At 63.5% G+C, this 25,929-nt stretch carries 18 protein-coding genes and 1 pseudogene; 3 read left to right on the forward strand and 16 right to left on the reverse strand.

Annotated elements, in window-relative coordinates; genetic code table 11:
- Positions 1-124 precede the first annotated feature (124 nt).
- Positions 125-610 carry a hypothetical protein gene (locus tag AMD14_RS17470; RefSeq protein WP_011052230.1) on the reverse strand — a complete coding sequence of 162 codons (486 nt, stop codon included), beginning with the start codon at positions 608-610 and terminating at the stop codon, positions 125-127.
- A 467-nt stretch (positions 611-1,077) separates the two neighbouring features.
- Positions 1,078-3,264, reverse strand: a complete 2,187-nt coding sequence (fhuE, locus tag AMD14_RS17475) for a ferric-rhodotorulic acid/ferric-coprogen receptor FhuE (RefSeq protein ID WP_011052231.1) — start codon at positions 3,262-3,264, stop codon at positions 1,078-1,080.
- 315 nt (positions 3,265-3,579) lie between these two features.
- On the opposite strand from fhuE, the pseudogene AMD14_RS23925 reads away from it, so the two are divergent.
- A pseudogene (locus tag AMD14_RS23925) lies at positions 3,580-4,512 on the forward strand (alpha/beta fold hydrolase); the annotation flags it as partial.
- A 247-nt stretch (positions 4,513-4,759) separates the two neighbouring features.
- Here the strand turns inward: AMD14_RS23925 and tkt are convergent.
- The 14 genes from tkt to AMD14_RS17555 form a co-directional block, all read right to left on the reverse strand.
- Positions 4,760-6,760 (reverse strand): transketolase, encoded by a 2,001-nt coding sequence (gene tkt, locus AMD14_RS17495; protein ID WP_011052233.1) that lies wholly within the window; start codon positions 6,758-6,760, stop codon positions 4,760-4,762.
- 218 nt (positions 6,761-6,978) lie between these two features.
- Entirely contained in the window at positions 6,979-8,259 is a 1,281-nt protein-coding gene (locus tag AMD14_RS17500; protein WP_075150063.1) for a dicarboxylate/amino acid:cation symporter, read from the reverse strand.
- An 882-nt stretch (positions 8,260-9,141) separates the two neighbouring features.
- Positions 9,142-10,890 (reverse strand): BatD family protein, encoded by a 1,749-nt coding sequence (locus AMD14_RS17505; protein ID WP_003486198.1) that lies wholly within the window; start codon positions 10,888-10,890, stop codon positions 9,142-9,144.
- Positions 10,887-12,692: a VWA domain-containing protein gene (locus tag AMD14_RS17510; RefSeq protein WP_011052235.1), complete on the reverse strand. Its 1,806-nt coding sequence runs from the start codon at positions 12,690-12,692 to the stop codon at positions 10,887-10,889. Before AMD14_RS17510 ends, AMD14_RS17505 begins: the two co-directional genes overlap by 4 nt.
- Positions 12,689-13,696 (reverse strand): vWA domain-containing protein, encoded by a 1,008-nt coding sequence (locus tag AMD14_RS17515; protein ID WP_015463569.1) that lies wholly within the window; start codon positions 13,694-13,696, stop codon positions 12,689-12,691. The genes AMD14_RS17510 and AMD14_RS17515 overlap by 4 nt, the downstream gene beginning before the upstream one ends.
- Positions 13,693-14,154 carry a DUF4381 domain-containing protein gene (locus AMD14_RS17520; RefSeq protein ID WP_011052237.1) on the reverse strand — a complete coding sequence of 154 codons (462 nt, stop codon included), beginning with the start codon at positions 14,152-14,154 and terminating at the stop codon, positions 13,693-13,695. Before AMD14_RS17520 ends, AMD14_RS17515 begins: the two co-directional genes overlap by 4 nt.
- Positions 14,155-14,156: 2 nt before the next feature.
- Entirely contained in the window at positions 14,157-15,119 is a 963-nt protein-coding gene (locus AMD14_RS17525) for a DUF58 domain-containing protein (RefSeq protein ID WP_040107665.1), read from the reverse strand.
- Positions 15,120-15,139: 20 nt separating this feature from the next.
- On the reverse strand, positions 15,140-16,159 hold the full coding sequence (locus tag AMD14_RS17530; protein ID WP_003486186.1) for an AAA family ATPase: 1,020 nt from the start codon (positions 16,157-16,159) through the stop codon (positions 15,140-15,142).
- A gap of 153 nt (positions 16,160-16,312) precedes the next feature.
- Entirely contained in the window at positions 16,313-17,089 is a 777-nt protein-coding gene (locus AMD14_RS23935) for a hypothetical protein (protein ID WP_011052239.1), read from the reverse strand.
- Between the two features lie 61 nt (positions 17,090-17,150).
- Positions 17,151-19,052 carry a type IV pilus secretin PilQ gene (locus AMD14_RS17535; RefSeq protein WP_005911884.1) on the reverse strand — a complete coding sequence of 634 codons (1,902 nt, stop codon included), beginning with the start codon at positions 19,050-19,052 and terminating at the stop codon, positions 17,151-17,153.
- Positions 19,053-19,071: 19 nt separating this feature from the next.
- Complete coding sequence (locus tag AMD14_RS17540; protein WP_003486179.1) at positions 19,072-19,605, reverse strand: pilus assembly protein PilP; 534 nt, start codon at positions 19,603-19,605, stop codon at positions 19,072-19,074.
- Positions 19,602-20,267, reverse strand: coding sequence for a type IV pilus inner membrane component PilO (locus AMD14_RS17545; protein ID WP_003486177.1), 666 nt, complete (start codon positions 20,265-20,267; stop codon positions 19,602-19,604). The genes AMD14_RS17540 and AMD14_RS17545 overlap by 4 nt, the downstream gene beginning before the upstream one ends.
- Positions 20,264-21,046, reverse strand: coding sequence for a PilN domain-containing protein (locus AMD14_RS17550; RefSeq protein ID WP_011052240.1), 783 nt, complete (start codon positions 21,044-21,046; stop codon positions 20,264-20,266). The genes AMD14_RS17545 and AMD14_RS17550 overlap by 4 nt, the downstream gene beginning before the upstream one ends.
- Entirely contained in the window at positions 21,046-22,104 is a 1,059-nt protein-coding gene (locus tag AMD14_RS17555; RefSeq protein WP_005911892.1) for a pilus assembly protein PilM, read from the reverse strand. Before AMD14_RS17555 ends, AMD14_RS17550 begins: the two co-directional genes overlap by 1 nt.
- Positions 22,105-22,316: 212 nt before the next feature.
- Between AMD14_RS17555 and AMD14_RS17560 the strand changes: the two genes are divergently transcribed.
- Both AMD14_RS17560 and AMD14_RS17565 read left to right on the forward strand, forming a co-directional pair.
- Entirely contained in the window at positions 22,317-24,743 is a 2,427-nt protein-coding gene (locus AMD14_RS17560) for a penicillin-binding protein 1A (protein ID WP_015463570.1), read from the forward strand.
- A 369-nt stretch (positions 24,744-25,112) separates the two neighbouring features.
- Positions 25,113-25,763 carry a hypothetical protein gene (locus AMD14_RS17565; protein ID WP_011052243.1) on the forward strand — a complete coding sequence of 217 codons (651 nt, stop codon included), beginning with the start codon at positions 25,113-25,115 and terminating at the stop codon, positions 25,761-25,763.
- The last annotated feature ends 166 nt before the right edge of the window (positions 25,764-25,929 follow it).

Below are 25,929 nucleotides of genomic sequence, written 5' to 3' on the forward strand. Positions count from 1 at the left end.
TGGCAGCCCGATACAGACTTATTCAGCACCTCGCCTCAACACTAAAGCGCCCGGATTTACCGGGCGTTTGAAAGAAAAATCATCACATCGATACAAGTTTGATCGACGCTTATAAGCCACGCCTTCATTTTTCATGAGTCGTTTGCTTATTGATGGTCACGATCTGAATATATTCGCCGTTCGCTCCATAAATGACCACGATACGGACATAGGGATCATCATAGACGACCTGACTGCTCCAGGGGCACGTTGCGGCTGCCGTCACCATGCCGAGCGGCTTGGCATTCTCATCATTGACAATTGCCATGGGGACTTGTGCGGCAGACCCAACCGGCAGTTGTTGCTGCGCGCCCGGAGTCACGATCATGACCGTCAAGACTTCGTCCCTTAACGAATTGATCTGGACATACTTCAGTCCATCTTTCTCGAAAGAGTAAACCTTGAACAACCGTGACAGGCTGATATTTTTTGCACCGGCCGGAACACTTTCGCCCAGGCCACGGATCACATTGGCAGAAGTAGGCTTCTGCTCGGCGCCACTGACATAGCCTGAGGCTCCGATCATCGCGAATAACGTAATGCTCAGCAGAGATTTTGGCTGGATCGACATTGCGTATCCTTACTGAAGGCCGAGCTAGTCAGCAGAATCTACTCTTGCAATTGGGATGGTACAAGAGTGCAAAGCCCTCCTTCGAGACGCATGACATCAGGTACCATCCAGAATTTCCAAGCGTATCTCCCTTTACTTTCTGGCATGGCAATACTGATTTCTTGAAGATACATCTACGATACCCACAGTCCGCCAAAGCTCCCTGATCCCCTGCACATAGATCCAACCAGTGCCGCGCATCGGCAGCGTGTCACCAAGCGGGCGGCATCGCCGGACAAACCGTGAACGGTGCAGTGTATTGATCGAGGATCACCAGCGCGTAACCCTCTTAGTCAGACAACCGGACCAAACTTGCAAGTTGCCAGAAATCCAGCCGCTACAAAAAACACAGGCGCCTTTCGCAAGGTGCCTGTGCGGTTTGACGGCAACGATCCGGGCACTGAGATCGTGCCCGGCGCCGCCTGTGATCAGAACGTGTAATTGAAAGTCAGCATGCCGTTACGCGATGCGCCCCATGCGCCATAACCGCCGTTGAACTGCGCGTAATAGCGCTTGTCGAGCAAGTTGTCCACGTTGAGCTGCACCGAGAACTGCGGCGACAGGCGATAGCGCGCGAACGCGCTGACCAGGGCGTAGGCACTCTGCTGGAAGTTGCCGTACACCGGGTCCACGTAGTACGAACGGTTCTGCCAGTTGACGCCACCGCCTACGGTCAGATCGCTCCATGCGCCCTGCGGGGTGTAGCTGCTGAACAACTTGATGGTGGTGCGTGGCAGGTGCGTATTGATCGAGGTGCCGCTGTCGTCGCGCGCAGTGTAGTGGGAAGCGCCGAAGGTGGCATTCCAGCCCTGGGTGAGGCGGCCGGACAGCTCGAAATCGAAGCCTTCGCTGACGACGCCGTTGGCCGCTTCGTACGCCGATTCGCTGCTGCCCGGAACGAAGCCGCCGGTCGTCACCCCGAGGTTGTCCTGCTCGATACGGAACAACGCAAGCGAAGCGTTGAGCTGATCGTCGAACCACGCTGCCTTGACGCCGGCTTCGTAGCCCTTGCCGCTCAGCGGATCCAGGTAGCCGCCGTTGGCATCGCGCAAGGTCTGCGGGTTGAAGATCTCGGTGTAGCTGACGTAGGTCGACCACACATCGTCGATGTCGTACACCAGTCCGGCGTACGGAGTGACTTCGGTCTGGGTGTCGGCGAACGGCAGCAGCTGCTGGGTGGTGAAATCAAAGTTGCGGCCATCGATCTGCCAGTCGGTATAGCGGGCCCCCACCAGCAGGGTCAGCGGCTCGGCCAGCGAGAAACGCGCAGCCACATAGGCGGCTTTCTGCGTGATGGTGCCTTCGCTCTGTACCGTGCGCGGGCTCCAATTGGGCTCCGGATACGCGCCGTTCCAGCCGAGGTAGCTGTCCAGCGGCGCGGGGAAATCGTAGGTGCCGTTGTTGACGTACTCGCGTCGGTTGTAGCTGGCGCCGGCGACCAACTGATGTTCGCGACCGAACAGCCGGAACGGGCCCTCCGCATAGACGTCGGCGCCATCGGCCTTGCGCTCTGTCTGGTAGTTGCCCGAATACGGCACCACGCCGGCACCGGTACTGCGATCGAATCCGAAAATGGTGTAGTACGGATAAAACAGATGATTCGCCGCTTCGGTCTTTTCGTGGCTCACATTGGCCTTGAGGGTCCAACCGTTGTCGAAGCTCTGCTGCAGGCTGGCGAAGGTGCGCTGCAGACGCGTGTCCCAGAACGTCCAGTCGGCCGCCGGATTGAACGAACGCTTGTAGTCGGTACGCGTGCCGTCGCTGTAGAACAGCGGGAAGCCACCCCAGGTGACATCATCCGATTCCTTCTTCTGGTATTCGTAGCCCACGCTCAGCAACGTGCTGTCGGTGAGGTCGGCATCGATGATCGCCGAGCCGATCTTCTTGCGCAGGCTGTAGCGGTCCATGTCCGATTCGCCGTCCTGGTATACGCCCACCACACGCGCGCGCACGGTACCTTCAGGGCTCAACGGCACCGTGACGTCGGCCACGCTGCGGGTCTTGTTGAAGTCGCCGCCGCCCACCGATACGGTGCCGGTGAAATCGCGGCTGACCGCATGCTTGCGCACCAGGTTGATCGAGGCCGACGGATTACCCGAACCGGTCAACAGGCCGGTCGCGCCGCGCACCACTTCCACGCGGTCGTACAGCGCCACGTCCAGCGCCGAATCGCCGTAGCTCCAGGCCTGCTCCATGTAGGCCGGAATGCCGTCGAACTGGTAATTGTCGATGTAGAACCCGCGCGCATAGAACTCAAGCCGCTCGCTATCGCTCTGCGCAACCGAAATGCCGGTAACGTTGTTGAGCACATCGGTGATGCTCTGCAGGTTCTGGTCGTCCATGCGATCGCGCGTGACCACCGTGACCGACTGCGGAATCTCGCGCAGCGACAGGTTCATCCGAGTGCCGGCGGTGGTCTTTTCCACCGTGTAGCCCTTGACCTGCTCGCCCTGCACATTGAGCCGATCCAGGGTGGTGACCTCCGCGTCGCCGGCCGGCGTTTCGGCCAACGCCTGCCCTGCCGACAGGGTGCACAGCGCGGCAAACACCGCATGCGACAGCGCGCGCGGGCGCAGCGCAATGGGAAGGAGACGCATTACGGTAGGACGATTCATCACAGCTCCGGCACAGACAGTCGAGGGCACCCATCACGGCAGTGCCGGACGGCGAACAAAGGGGAGGACGCGCCGCGCAGCCGCGGCAGCGCGCCATTTTAATGGGAATGATTCACATTTTAAATAGCCGGATTGGCATTTATTTGGTACCCCTCGATCCAAGCGAGCGCTACCTCAGATGGAAGCGCATTTTTGCAACTCCCGGTCCAACCGCAGCCATTGCAGCCGAACTCGCATAGGCGCGACACTCGGAGCGGGAGCTGCTGCTGAACAGGCGGCTGATGCAATGACGGAACGCGCTACGACGCGAATCACATGACAAAATGCTGGGTAGCTATCGCTCTACTGCTGGTGTGCGCGCCGGCAGTGAGTGCTGCGGCGTCTGGAAAAACGCCCTTGAATGACGCTTGCCGGGTACCCGGCAGTGCCGTACACGAGGCAGGTCTTGTGCAGATCGGAGGCATCCAGCAATGGGTCACGATCGAGGGCCAGGACTGCCGCAATCCAGTGGTGCTGATCGTCCATGGCGGGCCGGGCAACCCCAACACGCCGTTCGCGCATCGCCTGTTCGGCAGCTGGACGCGCGATTTCACCATCGTGCAGTGGGACCAACGCGGCTCCGGCAAGACCTACGCGGCAAGCAAGCCTGCCGACGGAGAGCGGCTGACCATGCGGCGGCTGACCCTGGACGGCAGCGAGGTCGCACGCTATGCCTCGCAACGGCTGGGCAAACCCAAGCTCATCCTGATGGGCGGATCGTGGGGCTCGGCACTGTCCGTCACTATCGCCAAGGCAAATCCGAACCTGTTCCACGCTTATGTCGGCACGGCGCAACTGGTCAATTACCAGGACGACATGGCGTCGAGCTACGCCAAGACGCTGAGCCTGGCCCGCGCAGCCAGCGATGCGGATGCGCTCGGCAAGCTGGAGAAGATCGGCCCGCCGCCATGGACAAACCCACGCAACTTCGGAGTCCTGAGACGCCTGACGCGCAAATACGAAGCCTTGAGTACCGACCCGGCGCCGGAAGACTGGTTTACCTTCGCGGCGGAGTACGACACGCCCGACTACCGCGCAGCCTATGAAGCCGGGGAAGACTATTCCTTCCTGCAGTTCGTCGGGCTGGCAGGCGACGGCATGGGCCCGCAGATCGATCTGCGCACACTCGGGCCGCAGTTCGCCATGCCGGTCTATCTGATTCAGGGCGAACAGGATCTGGTGACTCCGGCGCAAATCAGCAAAGCCTATTTCGATGGTCTTTCTGCACGGAGCAAGGAATTTCTCCTGCTGCCACGCACAGGACACGATCCCAATCCGCCAATGATGGCCGCACAGCTGAAGGTGCTGACCAGGATCCGTGCGGCGGCGCTGGCCAACGACGCGCACTGAAACACGCAAGGCGTCCGTTGAACGATGACGGACCGCGCATCGCTCACGAAATCCAACAAAAAAGCCGGCTTTCGCCGGCTTTTTCTTTCAAGCACCACGCAAGGCGTTACAGCGCCTTGGCTGCGGCCACCACGTGCTCTGCGGTGATCTTGAAGTACGCATACAACTGGTCGGCCGGCGCCGAGGCACCGAAGGTGTCCATGCCGACGACATCGCCATCCAGGCCCACGTACTTGCGCCAGAAGCCGGTCACCCCCGCTTCCACCGCCACGCGCTTGCGCACGGCGTTCGGCAGCACCGACTCACGGTACGCCGCGTCCTGGCGATCGAACACATCGGTCGACGGCATCGACACCACGCGCGTCTTGAGGCCGGCCGCATCCAGCGTCTTTTTGGCTTCCACTGCCAGACCGACTTCCGAACCGGTGGCGATCAGGATCACGTCCGGCGTACCGCCTTCGGCGTCGGCCAGCACGTAGCCACCGCGCTCGATCAGCTTGAGCTGCTCGGCGCTGCGCGGCTGATGCTGCAGGTTCTGGCGGCTGAAGATCAGGCAGCTTGGGCCGTCCTTGCGGGTAATGGCCGCCTTCCAGCTCACTGCCGATTCCACCGCATCGCCCGGGCGCCACACATCGTTGTTGGGGATGTAGCGCAGCGAGGCCAGGTGTTCCACCGGCTGATGGGTCGGGCCGTCTTCGCCCAGGCCGATCGAGTCATGCGTGTACACATGAATCGCATGCGCCGGGTTCAACGCGCTCATGCGCACGCCGTTGCGTGCGTAGTCGCTGAACACCAGGAAGGTGGCGTCGAACGGAATGAACCCGCCATGCAGCGCCAGACCGTTGGCAATGGCGGTCATGCCGAACTCGCGCACGCCGTAATACACGTAGTTGGCGTCCGGGTCGTCGGTGGCGACCGACTTGCTGGCCTTCCACAAGGTCAGGTTGGAGTGCGCCAGGTCGGCCGAGCCACCGATCAATTCCGGCAACAGCGGCGCGAACGCTTCGATCGCCAGCTGCGAGGCCTTGCGCGAGGCAATGGTCTGGCCCTCTTCCTGCGCCTTGGCGATGTAGGCATCGGCCTTGGCGATGAAGTCGGCCGGCAGTTCGCCATGCGAACGACGGGTCAGCTCGTCGGCCTGCGCGCCGTACTGCTTGGCGTACTTGTCGAACAGCTGTTCCCATTCGGCCTGACGCAAGGTACCGGTGCCGCCGGCACGCCAGCCGGCGTAGATCTCTTCGGGAATTTCGAACGGGCCGTACGGCCACTCCAACGCCTTGCGCGCGCCTTCCAGCTCGTCCTTGCCCAACGGAGCGCCATGCGAGGACTCCTTGCCGGCCTTGGTCGGCGCACCGAAACCGATCTTGGTACGGCAGCAGATCAGCGTGGGCTTGTCGGTGTTTTCCAGCGCTGTCTCGATGGCGGCCTTGATCTTGTCGGCGTCATGCCCGTCCACATCGCGGATCACGTGCCAGCCATAGGCCTCGAAACGCGCCGGGGTGTCGTCGCTGAACCAGCCGGCCGTATTGCCGTCGATGGAAATCTGGTTGTTGTCCCAGAACGCCACCAGCTTGCCCAGGCCCCAGGTACCGGCCAGCGACGCCGCTTCGTGCGAAATGCCTTCCATCAGGCAGCCGTCGCCCATGAACACCCAGGTGCGGTGATCGACGATTTCCAGCTCCGGGCGGTTGTAGCGCTGCGCCAGCAACTTCTCGGCCAGTGCAAAGCCCACCGCATTGGCAAAGCCCTGCCCGAGGGGGCCGGTGGTGGTCTCAACGCCGGGAGTTTCGCTGCGCTCGGGGTGACCGGCGGTCTTGCTGTGCAGCTGGCGGAACTGCTTGAGCTGTTCGATCGGCAGGTCGTAGCCGGACAGGTGCAGCAGGGCGTACTGCAACATCGATCCATGCCCGTTGGACAGCACGAAACGGTCGCGGTTGAACCACTGCGGATTGTTCGGGTTGTGCCGGTAGAAGTCGTTCCACAGCACTTCGGCGATATCGGCCATGCCCATCGGCATGCCGGGATGACCGGACTTGGCGGCTTCGACCGCATCTGCGGCAAGAAAACGGATGGCGTTGGCCAGCTGGCGGCGGGTGGGCTGGGTCATGGGCGTCTATGGAAGCGGAGGGGAACACCGCTGGAAGCGGAGACCCCTATTCTCCCACACAGCGCGTTAGGGGAATCGGGAATGGAGAGTCGGATGCAGCGTTGCCGATTGGTCGATGCAATCACCCGAGCGCCTAATCACCGTCGCCAGACGTGAAGCTCACCGTCACACCCCAGGCTCGCACCAGCCCGCTTCACCCATTCCCTATTCACTAGTCCCTATTCCTCGCCCTTGGCCACCAAGGTCGTCAGAGCCAAATCCCCGGTCACGTTCAGCGCCGTGCGGCACATGTCCAGGAAGTGGTTGACGCCCAGGATCATGCCGATACCCACCGGGTTGACCCCGACCATCGCGCAGATCAGCGCCACCACCGGCAGCGAGCCGGACGGCACGCCGGCCGTGCCGATCCCGCCCAGGATGCAGACCAGCATCACCATGAACTGCTGGCCCAGGCTCAGGTCCACGTTGAAGAACTGCGCCAGAAAGATCACCGTGACGCCTTCGAAGAGTGCGGTGCCGTTCTGGTTGGCGGTGGCGCCCACGGTCAGCACGAAACGCGACACGCGCGGCGGCAGGCCCATCTCGTCGGCCACGCGTAGCGCCGTTGGCAGGGTCGCGTTGCTGGAGGCGGTCGAGAACGCCATCACCGTCGCTTCCTGGGTCTGGCGGAAAAAGCTCAGCGGCGAGCGTCCGGCGAATTTCACCGCAATGCCGTAACTGACCACCATGTGCAGGCCCAGCGCCAGCACCACCACGCCCACATAGGCGCCCAGACGGATCAGCAGATCGAAGCCGAACAGCGCGGCCAGGTTGAACATGAAACACGCCACCGCATACGGCGCCAGACGGATCACCAGCCCGATCAAGGTCATCGAAATCTCGAAGACCCCCTCGATGCCGCGCCGCAACGTGGCGACCTTTTCGTCTTCGGTCAGCACCATGCCCACGCCGAACATCACCGCAAAAAACATCAGCGACAGAATCGCGCCGTTGCTCGACGCCGCGGCGATCACGTTGCTGGGCACGATCGACAGCAGCATGTCCAAGCCCTGCGGCTGCGTGCCGGAGCTGGAAATGATCTCGCGGGTGCGCTCGGCGTTTTCCTGGATCAGCTGATTGGCCAGTTGCGGGTCCACGCCCGCGCCGGGCTTGAGCACGTTGACCAGCACCAACCCCAGCAACACCGCCACACCGGACAGCACCACGGTATAGCCCAGGGTGCGCCACCCCACCCGCCCCAGCGCGCGGATGTCGCCCATTTCGGAAATGCCCATGACCAGCGCCGAGAACAGCAGCGGCACGATCAGCATGAAGATCAGATTGAGGAAGACCTGCGAAAACGGCGTGGTGACGTACTTGGTCGCCAGACGCACCCACTCGGCGTCGCTGCCGGCCAGGTAGTAGACAGCCAGACCCAACAACAGGCCAACGGCAAAGCCAATGCCCATCTTCCAATGCAGGGGCAGGACCGGGCGGCGCGTGGCTGGGGATGCTGTCATCTGGTCAGGCCTTGGTGGACACAAAGACCGGAGCTTAACAAACGCCATGGATGCGGCCACCTACCCGGGAGTCGCCTAGGCATCTGCCTGCGGGTAGGGGTCTTTCGATGTTGGGTGATGCAGGCGTTGGAACTGACAATCCGCCTGGCTGTTCGGCACCTGCGTGCGGCAACGGAATCTCGTAGCGGCGCTTATACGTCCTCAGATGCTCCAGGTCGAAAGCCTGGCGCGGCGGGTGCGCGGTGCCTCGCCGCTCGCGGGACACGCCGTGAAGCCGTCCCTGGGGGACCGTTGGCGGCATCCATGTCGCCAACGGTCCCGCAAGCGGCGAGGACGCCGCACCAGCACGCTGTTCGCTGACTCAATAGAAGGCCTAGCATCTGGTAAGCGCAGGGCTTAGTGGTGCGGGTCGCAGAAGGGCATGCGCACTAGCGAACCAGCAACACGTAATGCAGTGCTTGCACCATACATACCGACTACCGCGACTGTTCCTTGCCCGCTCACCGTCGCGGGACCCTTGGCGACATGGATGCCGCCAAGGAGCTTACAAGGACGTACTTGCAGCGTGTCCTGCGAGGGTGGGCGAGCAAGGGCCCTGCAGCAACGCCGAAGCGCCAACGCTCTTCGCTCTCTTCCGCACAGTCGGCAGATCACGCGCATCCAGAATCAATGCCTTATCAGCGCTGCAAGGCAGCGTCGCCGCTCAAAGCGAGTAATAGCGGCCAACGAAATCTAACGAGCCACTGTTGCGTGAGCGCAGATTCCCCACCAGGAATCGAAGCACCGTTGTTGCAGACCATCCTCGCACCGACTGCAACCGCGCGGAAACTGCGCAGCCAGTATCTCAGTCGTTCCAAGCCGCCACCAATGCAACGCCGTCGATCAAGGCGCAGGCGGATACAACGGCGCCAGCACCTCCGGTTCGGCTGCGCTTGCATGGTGCCACCGTGGCCCCTTGGCGAATGCCTCGCGCAAGGCGGCGCGCGCGCCGGTCACATCGCCATCGCCGCCCCAGCGTGCGCGCTGCATGCGCGCCACCGCTGCCTGCTGCGCCGGGTCTGCCAACGCCGCCACCACTGCGTCGATATCGGCAACGCCAGCCATGCCGCAGAGCACCGCCGCCACATCGTCCATGCCGCCGGTGTCGAGCGCGCGGCGCAACTCGGCCACGCCGTGGGTCGCGCGCCCAACCTCAGCTGGTCCATTGCTGCCGTCACCACCAGTGCCGCCTGATGCACCGCGCTGAGCACCGCGCCGACGCACTAACGCCCACACCAGCGTGGCGATCCACAAAAGCGCAAATCCGATCGCCGCCGCGATCCACCCCCACGGCGGTTGCGCGGGCGATGGTGCTTGCAGGGTGAGCGTGCGATCGGGTGTCGACGCCGATTGATCGGGTGTCGGATGCGGCGTGGGTGCCGGCGCAGGTGTCGCAAACGCGCCGCTACCTGCCGCGACATCGAGCGTCAGATCGGGCAGTGAAGCCGTCTTGGCTGCCCCTGGCCCCACATCCCACCACGCCATCTGCAGCCCAGGCACCACCAACGGACCGGCGCGGTTGGGCACGATCGAATAGCGCCGGGTCAGTCGCAGTTGCGGCGAGCCGTCCACGAAGCGCTCCTCGAATTGCGGCGGCTCGGCGAACACCTGCGCGTCGGGCACGCTGGGCGTCGGCAATTCGGGAAACTGCGCCTGGGTCGCACCGCGCGCACTGGCTTCCACCACGAATTGGGCCGCCTCACCGGCGGTCGCCCGCTGTGGCGTGGTCGTGTAGCGCAACTGCAGGCTGCGCAACGGCAACCACGGCTGCGGCGCATTGGCCGGCTGCGCGCGCACCTGCAACGGAATGCTCGCACTGCGCGCACTCAGCTCACCGTTTCCGCGCCCGAAGTAGTCGTCGAAAAACCCGCCCACCGAACGCCCGTTGAAACGTGCCGGCGGCAGCAGCAGGCGACCGCTGCGCTCGGGGACCAGCAGGTAGCGCCGCTCCACCACGTTGTATTGGCGTCCGTTGACGACCTTGACCGAGCTGACGTCGTCGCCGACGCGCTGCATCGATGCCCCATCCGGGGCCTCAAGATCCAACTCGCCCGATGCCAGCTGGGTGGCGAAGTACAACCGCACCACCACGCCCACGCTTTGCTGCACGTAGGGTTGCGGGTCGTCCACCTGGGTTTGGACGAAGGCTTCTTCATTGCCCTGCGCTGCACTCGGCACGCCGGCAGCGTTGCCGGAGCTGCTTGCGGGATCGTTCGCCGCCCCAACCACCTGCAGGCGCAGCGGTTCGGTGCGTTCATTGCCCACGCGTATCGCCGGCACGATCAGTTCGCCGCTCTTGCGCGGCGTCAGCACCACACCGAACAAGGCACGCACCGTCACCGAACCATTGGCCACCTGCATCTGCTGATTGGCGCTCTTGGCGCCCAGCAAGAAGTCGGTGCGCAGTGGCGTGTAATCCGGGTCGACGCCGCGTTGGTCGGTTTCGATATTCAACATCGCCACATCGCCGGCATTGACGCTGTCGCGGTCCAGCCACGCGCGCGTGACTGCACCCACCGGCGCGCACGCCAACAGTGCCACGCTGGCCAGCATGCCGATTGCCGCGCGACGTAAGTGCTGTCTGCCGATCATCGTCCGTCCCGTTGCCTGCGTTCGTATTCCAGCCTGAATTTGGTACGCAGCAGGCTGCCCGGATCGTCCGGCACCCGCCGCAGCCATGCGTCCACCGCCTGACGTTGCTCGCGTTTTTCCGGCGTCTCGCCGGCGACGGCGGCCTCCTGCTTGCCGCTGGCATCGGCCTGCTTGTCGCCCGCCTGCGCCATGGCCTGCTGCATCTTGCGACGCTGTGCCTCATCGGCCTGCTGCTGCGCCTTGGCATCGGCAGATTGGGGCGGGGTGTCTGGCTTGCGTTGCTCGCCCTGCCCGTCCTTGGCCTGCGCATCTTGCGACTTGCCGTCCTGTGGCGGCTGCGCCTGGGAGGGCTGGTTCTTGCTGTCCTGCTGGTTCTGCCCATCCTGGCCGGCCTGCTGTTGCCCCTTCCCATCCTGACCGGATGGCTTCTGGTCCTTGGACTGGCCTTTGCCGTCCTGGCCCTTGCCATCCTTGTTGTTCTGCTGCTGACGCTTGCGCGCCGCATCGACCGCCGCGCGATTAGCGATGGCATCCTGCTGATTCGGGTGTTGCTTGAGCGCACGGTCGTAGGCCGCGATCGCGGCGTCGTACTGGCCTTGTCGCGCCAGCGCATTGCCGAGGTTGTACAGCCCCTCATCGGTTGGCACCGCTTCGAACGCCTTCTGTGCCGCTGCGAAATCGCCCTTGCGATATGCCTGCACGCCGGCGTCCAGGCGCTGTTGTTGCACCTGATCGGCCCGCTGCCACAAGGTGCCATCGGCCGCGTGCGCGGGCTGCGCCAGCGGCAGCACGCAGACCATCGCCAGTACGGCCACCACCGCGCGGCGGCGAAACGCCAGCAGGGACAGCAGCATCACCGGCAGCACCAGCCAATAGCCTTCATCGAGCCAGGTCTTGCCGCCATCGGACTCGGCGGTTTCATCGGCCAACGGCTGTTGCGACGGATCGAGCACGCCCAAGGCGCGCAGGTCCACATCGTCCGGCGCGATGCGTGCATACCGCCCGCCGCCCTGCGCAGTCAGGGTGCGCAGACTGCCTTCGTCGAGCTTGGCCTGCGCAATCTCGCCGCTGGCCATGCGATACGCTGCGCCGCGTTCGCTGCCCACGCCAAGCGCAGAGACACTGAAACCGCGCGAACGTGCCACCCGTGCCGAACTCTCGGCGGAGCTATCTGCGCCATCGCTGACAAGCAGGATCTCGCCTTGCTTGAAGCCGGCCTGCTGCAACAGCTGCGCGGCCGCATCGATCGCCCGGTCTGCACGCTTGCCATCGACCGGCATCACCGACGGCGACAGCGCATCCAGAAACAAGGCCACGTTGGCGCTGTCCTCGGTCAATGGCGCAACCGTGAAACTCTCGCCTGCATAGACCAGCAATGCCACCTCGCCACCGGCACGTTTGCGCAGCAGCGTCGCCAGCTTGGCGCGCGCCTGCAGCAGGCGCGAAGGCGGCAGGTCGGTTGCATTGGCACTGGACGACAGATCCAGCACCACCACCAGCGGCATGCTCGATTGAAACACCGGACGCTCGGTCTGCCGCCAACTCGGCCCGCTCATCGCAATCACTGCCAACGCATAGGTCAGCGCAGCCAGCACGAATCCCAGCCATCCGCGCCGACCGCCGGCGGCCAATAGCTCCGGCAACAGATGCGCATCCACACTCTGCCGCCAGACATCGGCATCGCGGCGACGCCAGTGCCACAGCGCTGCCGCCGGTACGATCGCCAGTAGCGCCCACAACACCATCGGGCGCAACAGATGTAGCGACTGCAGCGGCTCTGCCAGTTCGGCCAGCGCGTTCATCGCCACCTCCGCGGCAGTACATAGGCCAGCAGGGCAATGACGATTGCCGCACCCAATGGCCAGTAGTAACGCTCCACGCGCGGCTGCACCGAAGGCCCGAGCCCCTTGACTGGCTCCAGCCGATCCAGCTCGGCATAGATGCCGGCAAGCTCGTCGGTATCGCGGGCGCGGAAGAAGCGTCCGCCGGTCTGCTGGGCAATCTTGCGCAGCCCGTCTTCGTCGATGTCGTCGTCGCCGCCGGCCGGAATCGGCACCCCGAACAAGGAATAGCCGCCACTGCCGCCGAACGCAATGGTGTGCACGCGCACGCCTTCGGCCTTGGCCAGTTCCGCAGCCTTCAACGGATTGAGCACGCCAGCGGTGTTGACGCCATCGGTAAGCAACACCACCACGCGCTGGCCCTGCTTCTGTTCGCGCAGGCGTTTGACCGACAAGGCGATCGCATCGCCAATCGCGGTTTCGCGCCCGGCCAAGCCCACCACGCTATCGCGCAACTGATCGCGCACGGAAGTCAGATCCGCGGTCAACGGTGTCAGCGCATACGCGCGTTGGCCGAACACCAGCAAGCCGACGCGGTCGCCGTCGCGCCGATCCAGAAAGTCCGACAGCACGGCCTTGGCGGCGGTGAGCCGGTCCACCACCTTGCCGCCGAGCACCATGTCGGGTTCGCTCATGCTGCCCGAAAGATCCACCGCCAACATCATCTGGCGCGCCTCGCGCGGCGGTTGAATCACCTCGCCCAGTTGCTGCGGACGTGCCAGCGCGGCGCACAGCAAAAACCAAGCCAGCCACGCCAGCCAACGCGGCATCCGCAGCACCGGCGCGCTTGTCGCCTGTGCCACTGCCTGCAACTGCTCCGCGTAAGGCACACGGAGCGCGACCGTATCGGCGCGGCGTTGCGGCCAGAACCACATCAGCAACGGCAAGGGCATCAACCACCACGCCCATGGCCAGGCGCAGTGCGCCAACGCATCCTGCCATTGCGACCACTGCAACCAGTTCATCGCCGGCCCCGCATCAGCGCCACAAAGCGCTGCCGCGCCAAGGCTTCTAACGCCGGCAGATCGCTGACTGTGGGTGCGCGCTGGAAACCGCCTTCCAGCACAGCCCTGCCCGGCCCCTGCGAAAACACGGGGTCCTTGCGCTTGCGCCCGTCCAGGAACTGCAACCACGCCTCGCCCTGCAAGCGGTCGGCCTGCGGATCGACGCGCCGCGCCGCACGTCGCAGCAGCACCGACACGGCCGCCAGGCGCTGCGCAGGCGTCGTGGCGCGCGCCAGTTCCGCATCGAAAGCAGCCAGCCAGCGGCGCTGACGCCAGCGCCGGCGCCACCACCAGACCCATGCGCTCCCCACCACCAGCACGACCACCGCGATCACCAGCCACCAGCCCGGTGCCAGCGGCCACCACGACGGCGGCGGCGGCAGATGCACATCACGCAGCGGCAGCGACTGCGGGGACATTCTCAGCGACTCCGCGCGGCGGGGCTGCCGCCCAGCCAGGCATCGCTGGCATCGTCGGTGGACAGGCGATGCAAGCGCACGCCGCGTGCCTGCAGGAGCGAGCCCAAGTGCTCCAGCGGCGCGACGAATTCGGCCTGCCAGCGCGCACGCCCGGCCTGCGTAGACAGATCGATCGCGATGCGCTCGCCACGCACGTCGAAGGTGACTGCACGTGCCGGTGGCGCCAATTCCAGCGGATCGACCAGCACGATCACCACCACCTCGTGATGCAAGGCCAAGCCCGACCAGCGCGTGGCAGAAATCCGGCCGGCGCCGCGCGCATCGGCCAGCACGGTCAGGCGCGCGCCAGGGCGCAACAGGCGCGCCGCATGATCCAGCGCCACCTCCAGCCCCGCGTCGCCGGGCGGCGGCTGGGCATACCAACGCGCCAAGGCATCCAGCACCGGCAGCACACCACGCTGGCCGGACCGCGGCGCAATCGGCGCCTCGCTCGCGGTGCCGCGCAATGCTGCAATTCGGTCGCCCTGGCGCTGCGCCAGCCATGCGGCAACGGCGCCGGCGCGTGCGGCCTGCACCGATTTGTAGCGCACGCGCGTACCGAAGAAGAGCGCAGGCGAGGTATCGGCCACGATCAGACTCAAACGCTCGCGCTCAGCCTGAAACAACTTGGTGTGCGCCCGTCCGGTTCGCGCGGTGACGCGCCAGTCGATATGCCGCGCATCGTCGCCAGCCACGTACTCGCGCGACTCGGCATATTCCATGCCGCGCCCGCGCGTGGCGGCAGGCACCGGCCCCACCACCCCATACCGGCCACGTCCTGGTTGACCGCGATGGATCGCGGTACCGCGCAGCGCGATCAGTTCTGCCAGCGTTGGGCACACCCCATCGCCAGCGACTGGCGAGGGGATGGTTGCAGGGGACGAGAACGGCATCGAAGACATGGGCGTCTGGCGAGAGTGCGGCATACCTCAGCGACGCTGCCCGATCAGGGCAGCGGAATCTTTTCGAGCAACGCAGCGACCAGGCGTTCGCCGTCCCAGCCTTCGGCGGTGGCCTCGTAGCTGGGCAGCACGCGATGCCGCAACACGTCCGGGGCAATGGCGCGGATATCGTCCGGCGTCACGTAGTCGCGCCCGGCCAGCCACGCGCGTGCGCGTGCGCACCGTTCCAGCGCAATCGAGCCACGCGGGCTGGCGCCCCAGGCGATCCGTCGCGCCAATGCCGGGTCGTAACGCTTGGCATCGCGCGAGGCCAGCACGATTTCGATCAGATAGCGTTCCAGCTGCGGCGCCAGATGCACATCCAGCACCACACGGCGCGCGGCGAAGACATCTTCCAACGGAATCTTGTCGGGCACGGTCTCGTGCTTTTCCAGCGTATCGCGGGCGGCCTCGCGTGCCAGGCGCAGGATTTCCGCCTCGGCGTCCGCCTGCGGATAGCCGATGCGCACATGCATCAGGAAACGGTCCAGCTGGGCTTCGGGCAGCGGGAACGTGCCCTCCTGCTCGATCGGGTTCTGCGTCGCCATCACAAGGAACAACTCCGGCAGCGCATAGGTGTGCCGGCCAACCGTCACCTGCCGCTCGCCCATCGCCTCCAGCAGCGCGGATTGCACCTTGGCGGGTGCGCGGTTGATTTCATCGGCCAGCAGGATCGGGTGGAAGATCGGCCCGGGCATGAACTCGAACCGGCTGTCCTGCGGGCGCCAGATCTCGGTACCGGTCAGGTCGGCAGGCAGCAGGTCCGGGGTGAACTGCACCCGTGCAAAATCCGCTTCCAGCCGCGAAGCCAGCGCACGGATGGCGGTGGTCTTGGCCAACCCGGGGGCGCCCTCGACCAGCAGATGACCATCGGCCAGCAAGGCAATCAACAGTCGCTCCACGAGCGCTGCCTGGCCAACGATGCGCTGCGCAAGCGATTCGCGCAGCGAGGTGAATTGACGGTGCAGCCGGTCCTCGGCGGGCGCGGCAACGGCTTCGGGGGGGAGCAGTGGCGGTGCGTTCATAGGTCCAGTGTGACCGATTCGAACGCGATTGGTTCATTCGCCGGCGGCTGGTGTTCAGTCCGGGATACAAAATCTCAAATGCAATACGTCTAAGATGGATTTCATGCTTCACGTACAAAGACCGAGGCCAACTTCGGCCTCGGTCGCAAAAAGTTAGTTGCGAGTAAGGATCAATGCCTGTGGAAAATTGTTTCCGCAAGAATTCGTGCTTACCGAACCACTACTACGCCATCCTGCTGGAATTGGGGAAATTGGGCAAACAGCGATTGCCTGTGTGGGGAGTTGAATGTAACGCTGACCAAAAGTACACGTCTGCCCATTGTTATCATAGGCTTGCGTTACTACATAACCGTCAGGAATAGATGAATCGGCACAAACTAACATGCCATTGCGAGCGATTTCGAAACGGCGTTGTCCATAAGTATTTCCGCACACGGAAGATTGGCCGTTCCATGTAAAGACATAACCCGGGGGCACTGGGCTATTACCGCACGCCAATATGCCGTTAGTTGCTTGCCTTATGTAGTACTGCCCAACCAAGCACCCCCGGGGAGTTGAATCTATATTAGTTATGACATAGCCGCTGGGGATAGGCGATCCAGCACATATTTGAAGATTTTCGCGAGCATTGCCGATCCGCAACCTAACCTCGCCGCAGGCGGTTGTGTTGTTATCACCAAAAGGGACCACGACATACGGAGATGGCACAGGAGAGCTTCTACATACAAGTTGGTTTTCATACGGCAACTCAATCTGCCAACCTTGCCCGCTATTACAAGCAGGCCGATTAGTCAAAGCCGTCTTAACGTATCCGGCAGGTATAGCGTCATTACTGCAAACAACAGTCTGTGCAAAAACGCCAAATGCAGAAAACGCACTTAAAACTATTGCTGCACCTAAATAATTTTTTACACTAAATAATGCTTTCACAAAAATTCCCTCTTTGATGAAATATGAATCAAGTTACTACCCATCAAAAATTCAGGACTATTTATTTAGTAGCACCAGCAACACGCAACACCTTCGGCGTCACGAAGACCAGCAATTCAGCCTTCTCCTTGCTGCGCCCACGCTTTTTGAACAGATTGCCAAGGAAAGGAATGTCGCCCAAGAACGGAACCTTGGCCACGCTCTCGCGATCGTTGAATTCGTAGACACCGCCGATCACCACCGTCTCGCCATCACCGACAAGCACAGCGGTATTGACTTCGCGGCGATTGATTTCAGGCACCGTTCCATACAGTGGCAAATTAATAAATCGTGCAACCTCGTCCTTCTTTACATTCATGTTCAAGAAAACACGATTGTCATTTGTAATAGTGGGCGTAACCTTAAGTTCCAAGAGCACTTCCTTGAACTGTACGTTCGCCTGCGATTGGCCACCAGTACCACCGCCACTTATCGTCACATATCCAATCTCACGACCCTGCTTGATCACGCCTTCGCGCTGGTTGGCAGTAACGATGCGCGGGTTGGAGACGACCTCACCACGTCCCTCTTCCTGCATTGCCGATAGTTCCATGTCCAACGCGAAATTGCGTCCAAGCAGTGTATAAGCAATCGAGCCTGCCGTATTGGTGGTGAATGTTCCGGCAGGAAGATTGAAGTTCAGTCCGGACGGGACGTTATGCAAGCCATCGTTTATGACAGAAACATTGTTGGTGGAACTACCGCTGATCACCGCCGTGTTGTCGCCGTACTGCCGCCGACCTGCGATACCGAAGCGCGCACCCAAGTCGCGGGCAAACGTATCGGTCGCAATCACGATACGGCTCTCGATCAACACCTGATCCACCGGGCGGTCGATATGCGAGATCAGTTCGCGCATCTGCGCGACCTTCTTCGGGATATCGCTGATCATCAAGGTGTTGGTGCGTTCGTCAGCCACCAGGCGACCGCGCGGCGACAGGAACCCGTTGTCCTGCTGCCCTGCGCCACCTTGACCACCGCCCTGACCGCCACCACCACCGCCGATGCCTTTCGCTTCGGTCAACGCTTTGAAGATCACCGCAGCGTTGTGGTAGTTGATCTGCACATAATCGGTGATCAAGTCCTCGCGGTTCTCGATCGCGATGCGGGCGTCTTCCTTGTCCTGCTCGAACTTGGCCAGCTCCGGTTGCGGGGCGACCCACACCACGCCGCCATCGCGTCGCTTGTCCAGGCCCTTGGCACGCAGCACGATGTCCAACGCCTGGTCCCACGGCACATTCATCAGGCGCAGCGTGACATTGCCCTGCACGGTGTCGGACGCGACGATGTTGAGGTTGGACTCTTCGGCGATCAGCTGCAGCACGGTGCGCACCGGCACGTCCTGGAAGTTGAACGTCACCGGGCGGCCGCTATAGCCGCGCGCGGCGATCTGCGCGGCAGCCTGCGTGACCGCCGCCGGGCTCACACCGCCAACCGCCGGCTGGCCCTTGCGCGGGGTGATTTCCACCACGTATTCGTTGCCGGTCTGGTAGGCCAGCGAATCGAAGGCACCCTTGGTCGATAGCACCAGCTGCGAACCGGAACCGGACGGCTTCACTTCAACGCGCTGCACCGGCGTGGCGAAGTCGGTGACATTGAGCGGGCGTTGCAGCTCGGCAGGTAGCTTGGCATTGCTGATGTCCACCAGCACGTTGTCGCCCTGCGTCCGCAGGTCCGGGCTGGCGCCCTGGCCGTCGAACTGCAGGATCAGACGGCCAGCGCCGTCTTCGCCGCGCTTGAAATCGATTTTGGACACCGCCAGGCTGGCCGGAGCGACCTTGGCCGGATCCTGCGCGGGCTGAGTCAGCGCCGCGGCGGCGAATGCGCTGCCGCTCGCCAGCGCCAGCGCGAACCCCAACGCGCAGGCCTGGAAGATCGCGTGGCGTCGTACCGGACGCAGCCGCTGGGCATTGGAAAACGTCATCGTGCTATCCCCTATCACTTTATTGATCATCCAATGCGAGTGCGGCCGGCCGTTCAAGCCATCCACCCGCACCGTCCGGCACAAGTTCAATCAGCTCGATGCGGTCTTCGTAGACCCCGGTCACCCGGCCATCGCTCTGTCCCAGATACACACCAGGCCGCACCCGGTAGGTCACCTTGTCAGGCGCCATCACCAGAGCGATCAGGCCCGAACCGCCGCCAATGGTCCCCACCATGTCGAGGGCGTCGAGCGGAAAGGCTTCCAACGGCTCCTTACGCCGGTTCGGATCCGGACGCGTGCCGTTGCCACCTTCCGCGCTGACCCAGGCATCGCTGAACGGGTCGCGCATCGCCTGCGCTGCATATTCGAAGGTCTCGAATTGCTGCATCACCGGCAACGGCTCCAGCGGCGGCGCAGGACGCGCGCGCACCTCGGCAACCCAGGCTTCCAGATTCGGCGCATCGCCCGGTGTGCTGGTCACACCGCGCGTGCACGCCGGCAATACTGCAATTAACGCCGCACAGGACAGGATCTTGAGCAATTTCATGGTCATTGGCCGCCCTTCTTCGCAGCGTTGGCCGCAGCCTTTTCCTGTTCGGCCATTTCCTCATCGTCCAGATAACGATAGGTCTTGACCGTCCCGGACAGCTCAAGCGCACCGCGCGGGCCAATGCCGGCCTTGGGATCCTTGGGCTTGAGGTTGATGTCGTGCATGGTCAGGATCACCACGCGCGGCAGCGAGGCCACACCGCTGACGAAGGCACCGAACTGGTGGTAGCTACCCACCATGCGCAGAGCGATTGGCTTTTCGGCGTAGAACTCCTTCGGCGATTCCGGACCGGGCTGGAACAGCTCGTTGGACAAGCCGCTGGACAACGCGGTCTGCGAGATGTCGATGATCAGATCCGGCATTTCGGTCTTGCTGGGCAGCTGACGCAGCATCTGCTGCAGCACCTGTTCCATCTGCGCGAGCTGCTGCTTAAGCGGCTCCAGGTTCACCGCGCGGCCCTGTTGGGTCTCGAACTCGGTGCGCAGCTGCGATTCGGTGCTTTCCAGGCCTTCCAGTTCTTCGCGCTTGCTGCTGATCAACAGGAACCAGGCCAGCACCATGATGAACAAGCCGACCACCACGCAGAACACAATGCGTGCTTGCTGCGGCCAACCGCCGATATTGTTGAAATCCAGATCGCTGAGCTTGAATGATTTCTTACTCATGACGCCGCCCCCTCCTGCGGCCGATTGGCTGGCGCCGGTGCTGCCTGCGTCGGTGCAGGAGCAGCGGCCGGCGGCGTTGCCGGCGCGGGCGCCGCTGCCGGAGCAGCAGGCGTCGCATCGGCAGGCGCTGCACCCGGTGCTGCGGTGCCCGGCGCGACCGGATCCACTGCGCCCGGCGCAATGCCGTTCTTGTCAGCCTCGTTCGGATTGGCCAGCTTGACCTTGAGCGTGAACACGTATGGCAGCGTCTTGGTGTCCATCGACGACCCGGCAGGTTGCCCCGCCTTGTCCTGACTCTTGGCCTCGATGATCGACAGGTCCGGATTGGTCATCCAGCCCGAGCTTTCAAGGTTGCGCATGTACGCACTGACGCGCGCATTCGATTGCGAGCGACCTTCCAGCGTGAGGATGTCGCCATCCTGCTTGATGTTGGTCAGCGCCACACCATCGGGAATGGTGCGCACCAGCGAATCGAACAGGTGCACCATCTGCGAGCGATTGGCTTGCAGCTCCTCGATCACCTTCTTGCGCGCAAGCAGGCGGTCCTTCTTCTTGTCGAGTTCCTTGATCTCCTCGTTCTGCGCCTTGACCTTGTCGATCTCGGTGGTCAGAAACGCATTGCGCTCGGTCTGGCCGCTGATCTGCGCGTCGTAATAGAACCAGATCAGTGCCGACAACAGCACGCCGCCCAATGCGGCGAAGCCCAGCATCGAGTAGAACTCGCGCTCGCGCGCCTTTCGGCGCTCCGCGCGCCAGGGCAATAGATTGATTCTTGCCATCAGTCGAAGCTCCTCAGGGCCAGGCCGGTGGCGATCATCAGTGCAGGCGCATCCAGCGCCAGCGCATGGGCCTGAACCTTCGGGCCAAGCGTCATCTGGGCAAGCGGATTTGCAACGACCGTGGTCACACCGAGCTGCTCTTCGACCATCTCCGGCAGGCGCGCCAGCGCGGCGCAACCGCCGGCCAGCACGATGCAGTCGACGCGATTGAACTCACTGCCCGCATAGAAGAACTGCAGCAGACGGCTGATCTGCTGCACCGTGGCTTCCTTGAACGGCTCCAGCACTTCGACCTCGTAGCTTTCCGGCAGGCCGCCCTGACGCTTGGCAAGGCCAGCCTCTTCATAGGTCAGCCCGTAACGGCGCATCACTTCGTCAGTGAGCTGCTTGCCGCCGAACACCTGCTCGCGGCTATACAGACTGCGACCGGAGCGCAGCACGCTCAGCGTGGTCATGGTCGCGCCGATATCCACCAGCGCCACCACCGCATCGGCGGCTACCGGCAATTCGCTGGCAACCAGGGCGAAGGCGTTTTCGACCGCAAAGGCCTCCACGTCCATTACCTTGGCGGTCAGGCCGCCGAGTTCCAGCGCCGACTGGCGCAGTTCCACATTCTCCGAACGCGAGGCGGCCAGCAGCACCTGCACCATGTCCGGGCTATTGGGCATCGGGCCCAGCACCTCGAAATCGAGATTCACTTCCTCGATCGGGTACGGAATGTAATTGGTGGCTTCCAGTTCGACCTGGGCTTCCAGGTCGCTATCGTCCAGATCAGCCGGCATCGGGATCAACTTGGTGATCACCGCCGACCCTGCCACGGCAGCTGCCGCGTTCTTGGCCTTGCTGCCGGAACGGTTGATGGCGCGGCGAATGGCTTCGCCCACCGCTTCCACTTCGACGATGTTCTTTTCCACGACCGCATTCGGCGGCAATGGTTCCACCGCGTAATGTTCCACGCGGAAACGGCTCCCGCTGCGCGATAGCTGCAAGAGCTTCACGGCAGTCGAACTAATGTCGACACCAATCAGTGGCGACTGACTCTTGGGTAAAAGCCCCACGGTAACTCCCCTGCCGACGGGCACTTGGACGCATGTGCGCCCTCGTATTAATAATCAAATTTTAACAGTTGACAAGCCCTTCACGCGCCAGGCAATGACCCGGCGACGCTACCCCAGTGCCGTCTTCTGCGATCCCCAGAGTTCGGCCCCAGCCAAACTCGGCGTCATCTATACTCTGTGACCAAGAAATCTGCAATCGGAATCTCTCTTACATGCCCCGTATTCGCCGTTGGCTGGGCTGGATCCTGGCCACGACCGTCGTGCTCGCACTGCTTGGCGCTATTGCTGCCGGCGGCCTGTATTACGCCATTTCCTCGAAGTTGCCAGACGTTCAATCGCTCAAGCAGGTAGAGCTGCAGGAGCCGATGTACGTCTATTCCAGCGATGGCCGGCTCATGGCCGTCTATGGCGAGACGCGGCGCTATCCCATCCAGATGAAGGACGTGCCGCTGCGCCTGAAGCAGGCCTTCCTGGCCACCGAGGACGCGCGCTTCTACGAGCACGGCGGCGTGGACTACAAGGGCATTGCCCGCGCGGTATGGTTGCTCACAACCACCGATGCCAAGCGCGTGCCGGGTGGTTCGACCATCACCCAGCAGGTGGCGCGGCAGTTCTTCCTGAGTTCGGAATACAGCTACACCCGCAAGCTGGCGGAGATCCTGCTGGCGCGCAAGATTGAAAGTGAGCTGAGCAAGGACGAGATCTTCGAGCTGTATCTCAACAAGAGTTTCTTCGGCAACCGCGCCTACGGCGTCGGGGCCGCTGCCGAGTACTACTACGGCAAGAAGATGAGCGAATTGAGCCTGGACGAGATGGCCTCGCTGGCCGGCATCCCCAAGTTCCCATCCAGCGGCAACCCGATCAGCAACCCTGAGCGTGCGCAGGAGCGTCGCGACTATTACGTCCTGCAGCGCATGGCCGACCTGGGCTTTGTCAGCCAGGCCGAAGCCGACGCCGCCAAGGCCGTGCCGATGCACGCCAAGCCGCATGAGCCGCCGGTGGAGGTGTACGCCCCTTACGTGGCCGAGCTGGTGCGTCAGGAAATGATCGCCAAGTACGGCGGCGATGTGCTCAACAAGGGCTACCACGTCACCACGACCATCGATGCGACCCTGCAGACCGGTGCGGATGTGGCGGTCGCCGACGGCTTGCGGGTCTACGATCATCGCCATGGCTGGCACGGCGTAGAGCAGCACTTCGACGTGGCCGCCGATGCGGACGCGCCCGCACTGGCCAAGCACCTGGCAGGCGCATTCACCCAGGGCGGACTGCGTGCGGTGATCGTGGCGCGCACCAATCCCGATGGCGGGGTCACGGTCGTGCAGAGCGACAAGACCGAACTGACCCTGCCCGCCACTGCCAGCCGCTGGACCGGCAAGACCCCGGCCAAGCTGCTGACCCGCGGCGACCTGACCCGCATCCGCACCGGCGAGAAGGACGGCGAGTGGCTCATCGACCAGTTGCCGCGTGGCCAGGCGGCGTTGGTCTCGCTGGACGCCAATAGCGGCGCGCTGCGTGCGCTGGTCGGCGGCTTCAGCTTTGCGGGGAACAAGTTCAACCGCGCCACCCAGGCACGGCGCCAGCCAGGATCGAGCTTCAAGCCGTTCGTCTACGCGGCCGCGTTCGAAAAGGGCTTCAACCCGGCCTCGATCGTGCTGGACGCGCCGGTGGTGTTCCGCGACCGGCGCGGCAAGACCTGGTCGCCGCAGAACGACGGCGGCGGCTTCCGCGGGCCGATGCGCCTGCGCGAAGCGCTGGTGCAGTCGCGCAACCTGGTGTCGGTGCGCCTGCTGGACGCGATCAGCGTCGATTTCGCACGCAAATACATCAGCCAGTTCGGTTTCCAGGAGGCCGAGTTGCCGCCTAACCTGTCGATGTCGCTGGGCACCGCTTCGCTGACGCCGCTGTCTGTGGCACGCGGTTATGCGGTGTTCGCCAATGGCGGCTCACGGGTGGACACCTGGATCGTGGACGAGGTCAAAGACCGCGAGGGCAATGTCATCTTCAAAGAAGTGCCGGCCGTGGCCTGCCGCACCTGCGCCCTGCAGGGCGGCACCGCCGCGCCCGTGAGCCAGGTCGTGGATGGCTTCAACTTCGGCGCCCAGGCACCTGAAACCCCGCCCGCTGCGCCTGCCACGGCCACGCCGGTGCCGGCACAGACCGCCCCTGCGGCAACCGCAGAGACCAAAATCGCGCCACGCGCGATCGACGAGCGCACCGCCTACCAGCTGGTGTCGATGATGCGCGACGTGGTCCAGCGCGGCACCGGCACCGCGGCCAAGGTACTCGGCCGCGAGGACGTGGGCGGCAAGACCGGCTCCACCAACGAGCACCGCGACGCCTGGTTCTCCGGCTTTGGCGGCCCCTACGTCACCACCGTATGGGTGGGCCGCGACGACTTCCGCTCGCTCGGCTATCGCGAATACGGCGGCAAGGCGGCGCTGCCGATCTGGATCGACTACATGCGCGTAGCGCTCAAGGACAAGCCGATCGCCGCCAACGACCCGCCCGATGGCATGACCCAGGCCACCATCAATGGCGCCGTCGAATGGGTAAAGAACGAAGATCTGGACCGCCTGCAGGATTACGACTACGGCCTGCAGGAACAGCAGGACGAGAAGGCGTTCGATATTTTCTGAGGAGCTGGGATTCGGGAATCGGGATTGGGGAATCGAACGCGGCGTGGCTGTTCGGTTCCCCAATTTCTTGGCCCCCGATTGGATAAGCGCAGGCCGTTGCCAGCCTGGTGGATCGCTGGCGGGGGGGATCGCTGGCGGGATCGCTGGCGGGATCGCTGGCGGGATCGTTGCCGGTTCGGCGCAGCGCTCGCCTGCCCGCCACTGATATTGCACGCGCATTGCGCATTGCGCCTTGCCCGTGCATAGCCGTACCCGGACCATCGCCAGGTCACCGCTGCGTGATCGTCTTTTGCCATGGCATGACGCATTCGCCATGTCTTCATGCAGCTGTTGTAGAGTCCAGATCAGGTTCATTAGGGGAGCCCGGTCATGCATCACGCACGCGCGCACGCCGATACACGAACCCGGGAACGTCGCCATCGCCTGGCACACGAAGCCGCACGCCTGATGGCCGAAGGCGGCATCCGCGATTTCCATCAAGCCAAGCTCAAGGCTGCCAGCCGGCTCGGCATTCATGACGATGCTTCGCTGCCACGCAATCGCGAGATCGAAGATGCGTTGCGCGAGTACCAGCGCCTGTTCGCCGGACCTGCGCACGGTGCGCGTCTGCGCCAACGTCGCGAAGCCGCGTTGCGGGCGCTTGAATTTCTCAGCCCCTTCCAGCCACGGTTGACCGGCCCGGTGCTGGACGGCACCGCCGATGCCAACGCGCCGGTGCAATTGCAGCTGCACAGCGACGATGCCGATGCCGTGCGGCGGTTTCTGGAAGAACACCGCATTCCGGCCGAGTCGCGCACGCGCCGGCTGCGCCTGGATCGCGAGCGCAACGGCGAGTTTCCCGTCTGGCTGTTCAGCGCCGAAGACCTGACCTTCGATCTCACCGTGCTGCCCTACGACGCACTGCGGCAGGCGCCACTCTCGCAGCTGGACGAAAAGCCGATGCCGCGTGCATCGGCCGCGCAGGTGCGACAGTTACTGACGGACGGCGACGGTTCCGGCGGCTCACCACTGCTGCGCTGAGGTCGACCATATGATGCGGCTTGCCGATGTGGACGAGCTCCGCACCTCTCTAAGCCGGCGTCGCAACGCCACTGCGGCAATGCTCGTTTTATTCGGCCCAGCACTACTGGACGAACCGTCGTGCCATGCGCCGCCGGTCGCCGGTTTGCACTCGCCACGACAGCGT

Source organism: Xanthomonas citri pv. citri (genome assembly GCF_000961215.1).
GTDB lineage: Bacteria > Pseudomonadota > Gammaproteobacteria > Xanthomonadales > Xanthomonadaceae > Xanthomonas > Xanthomonas cissicola.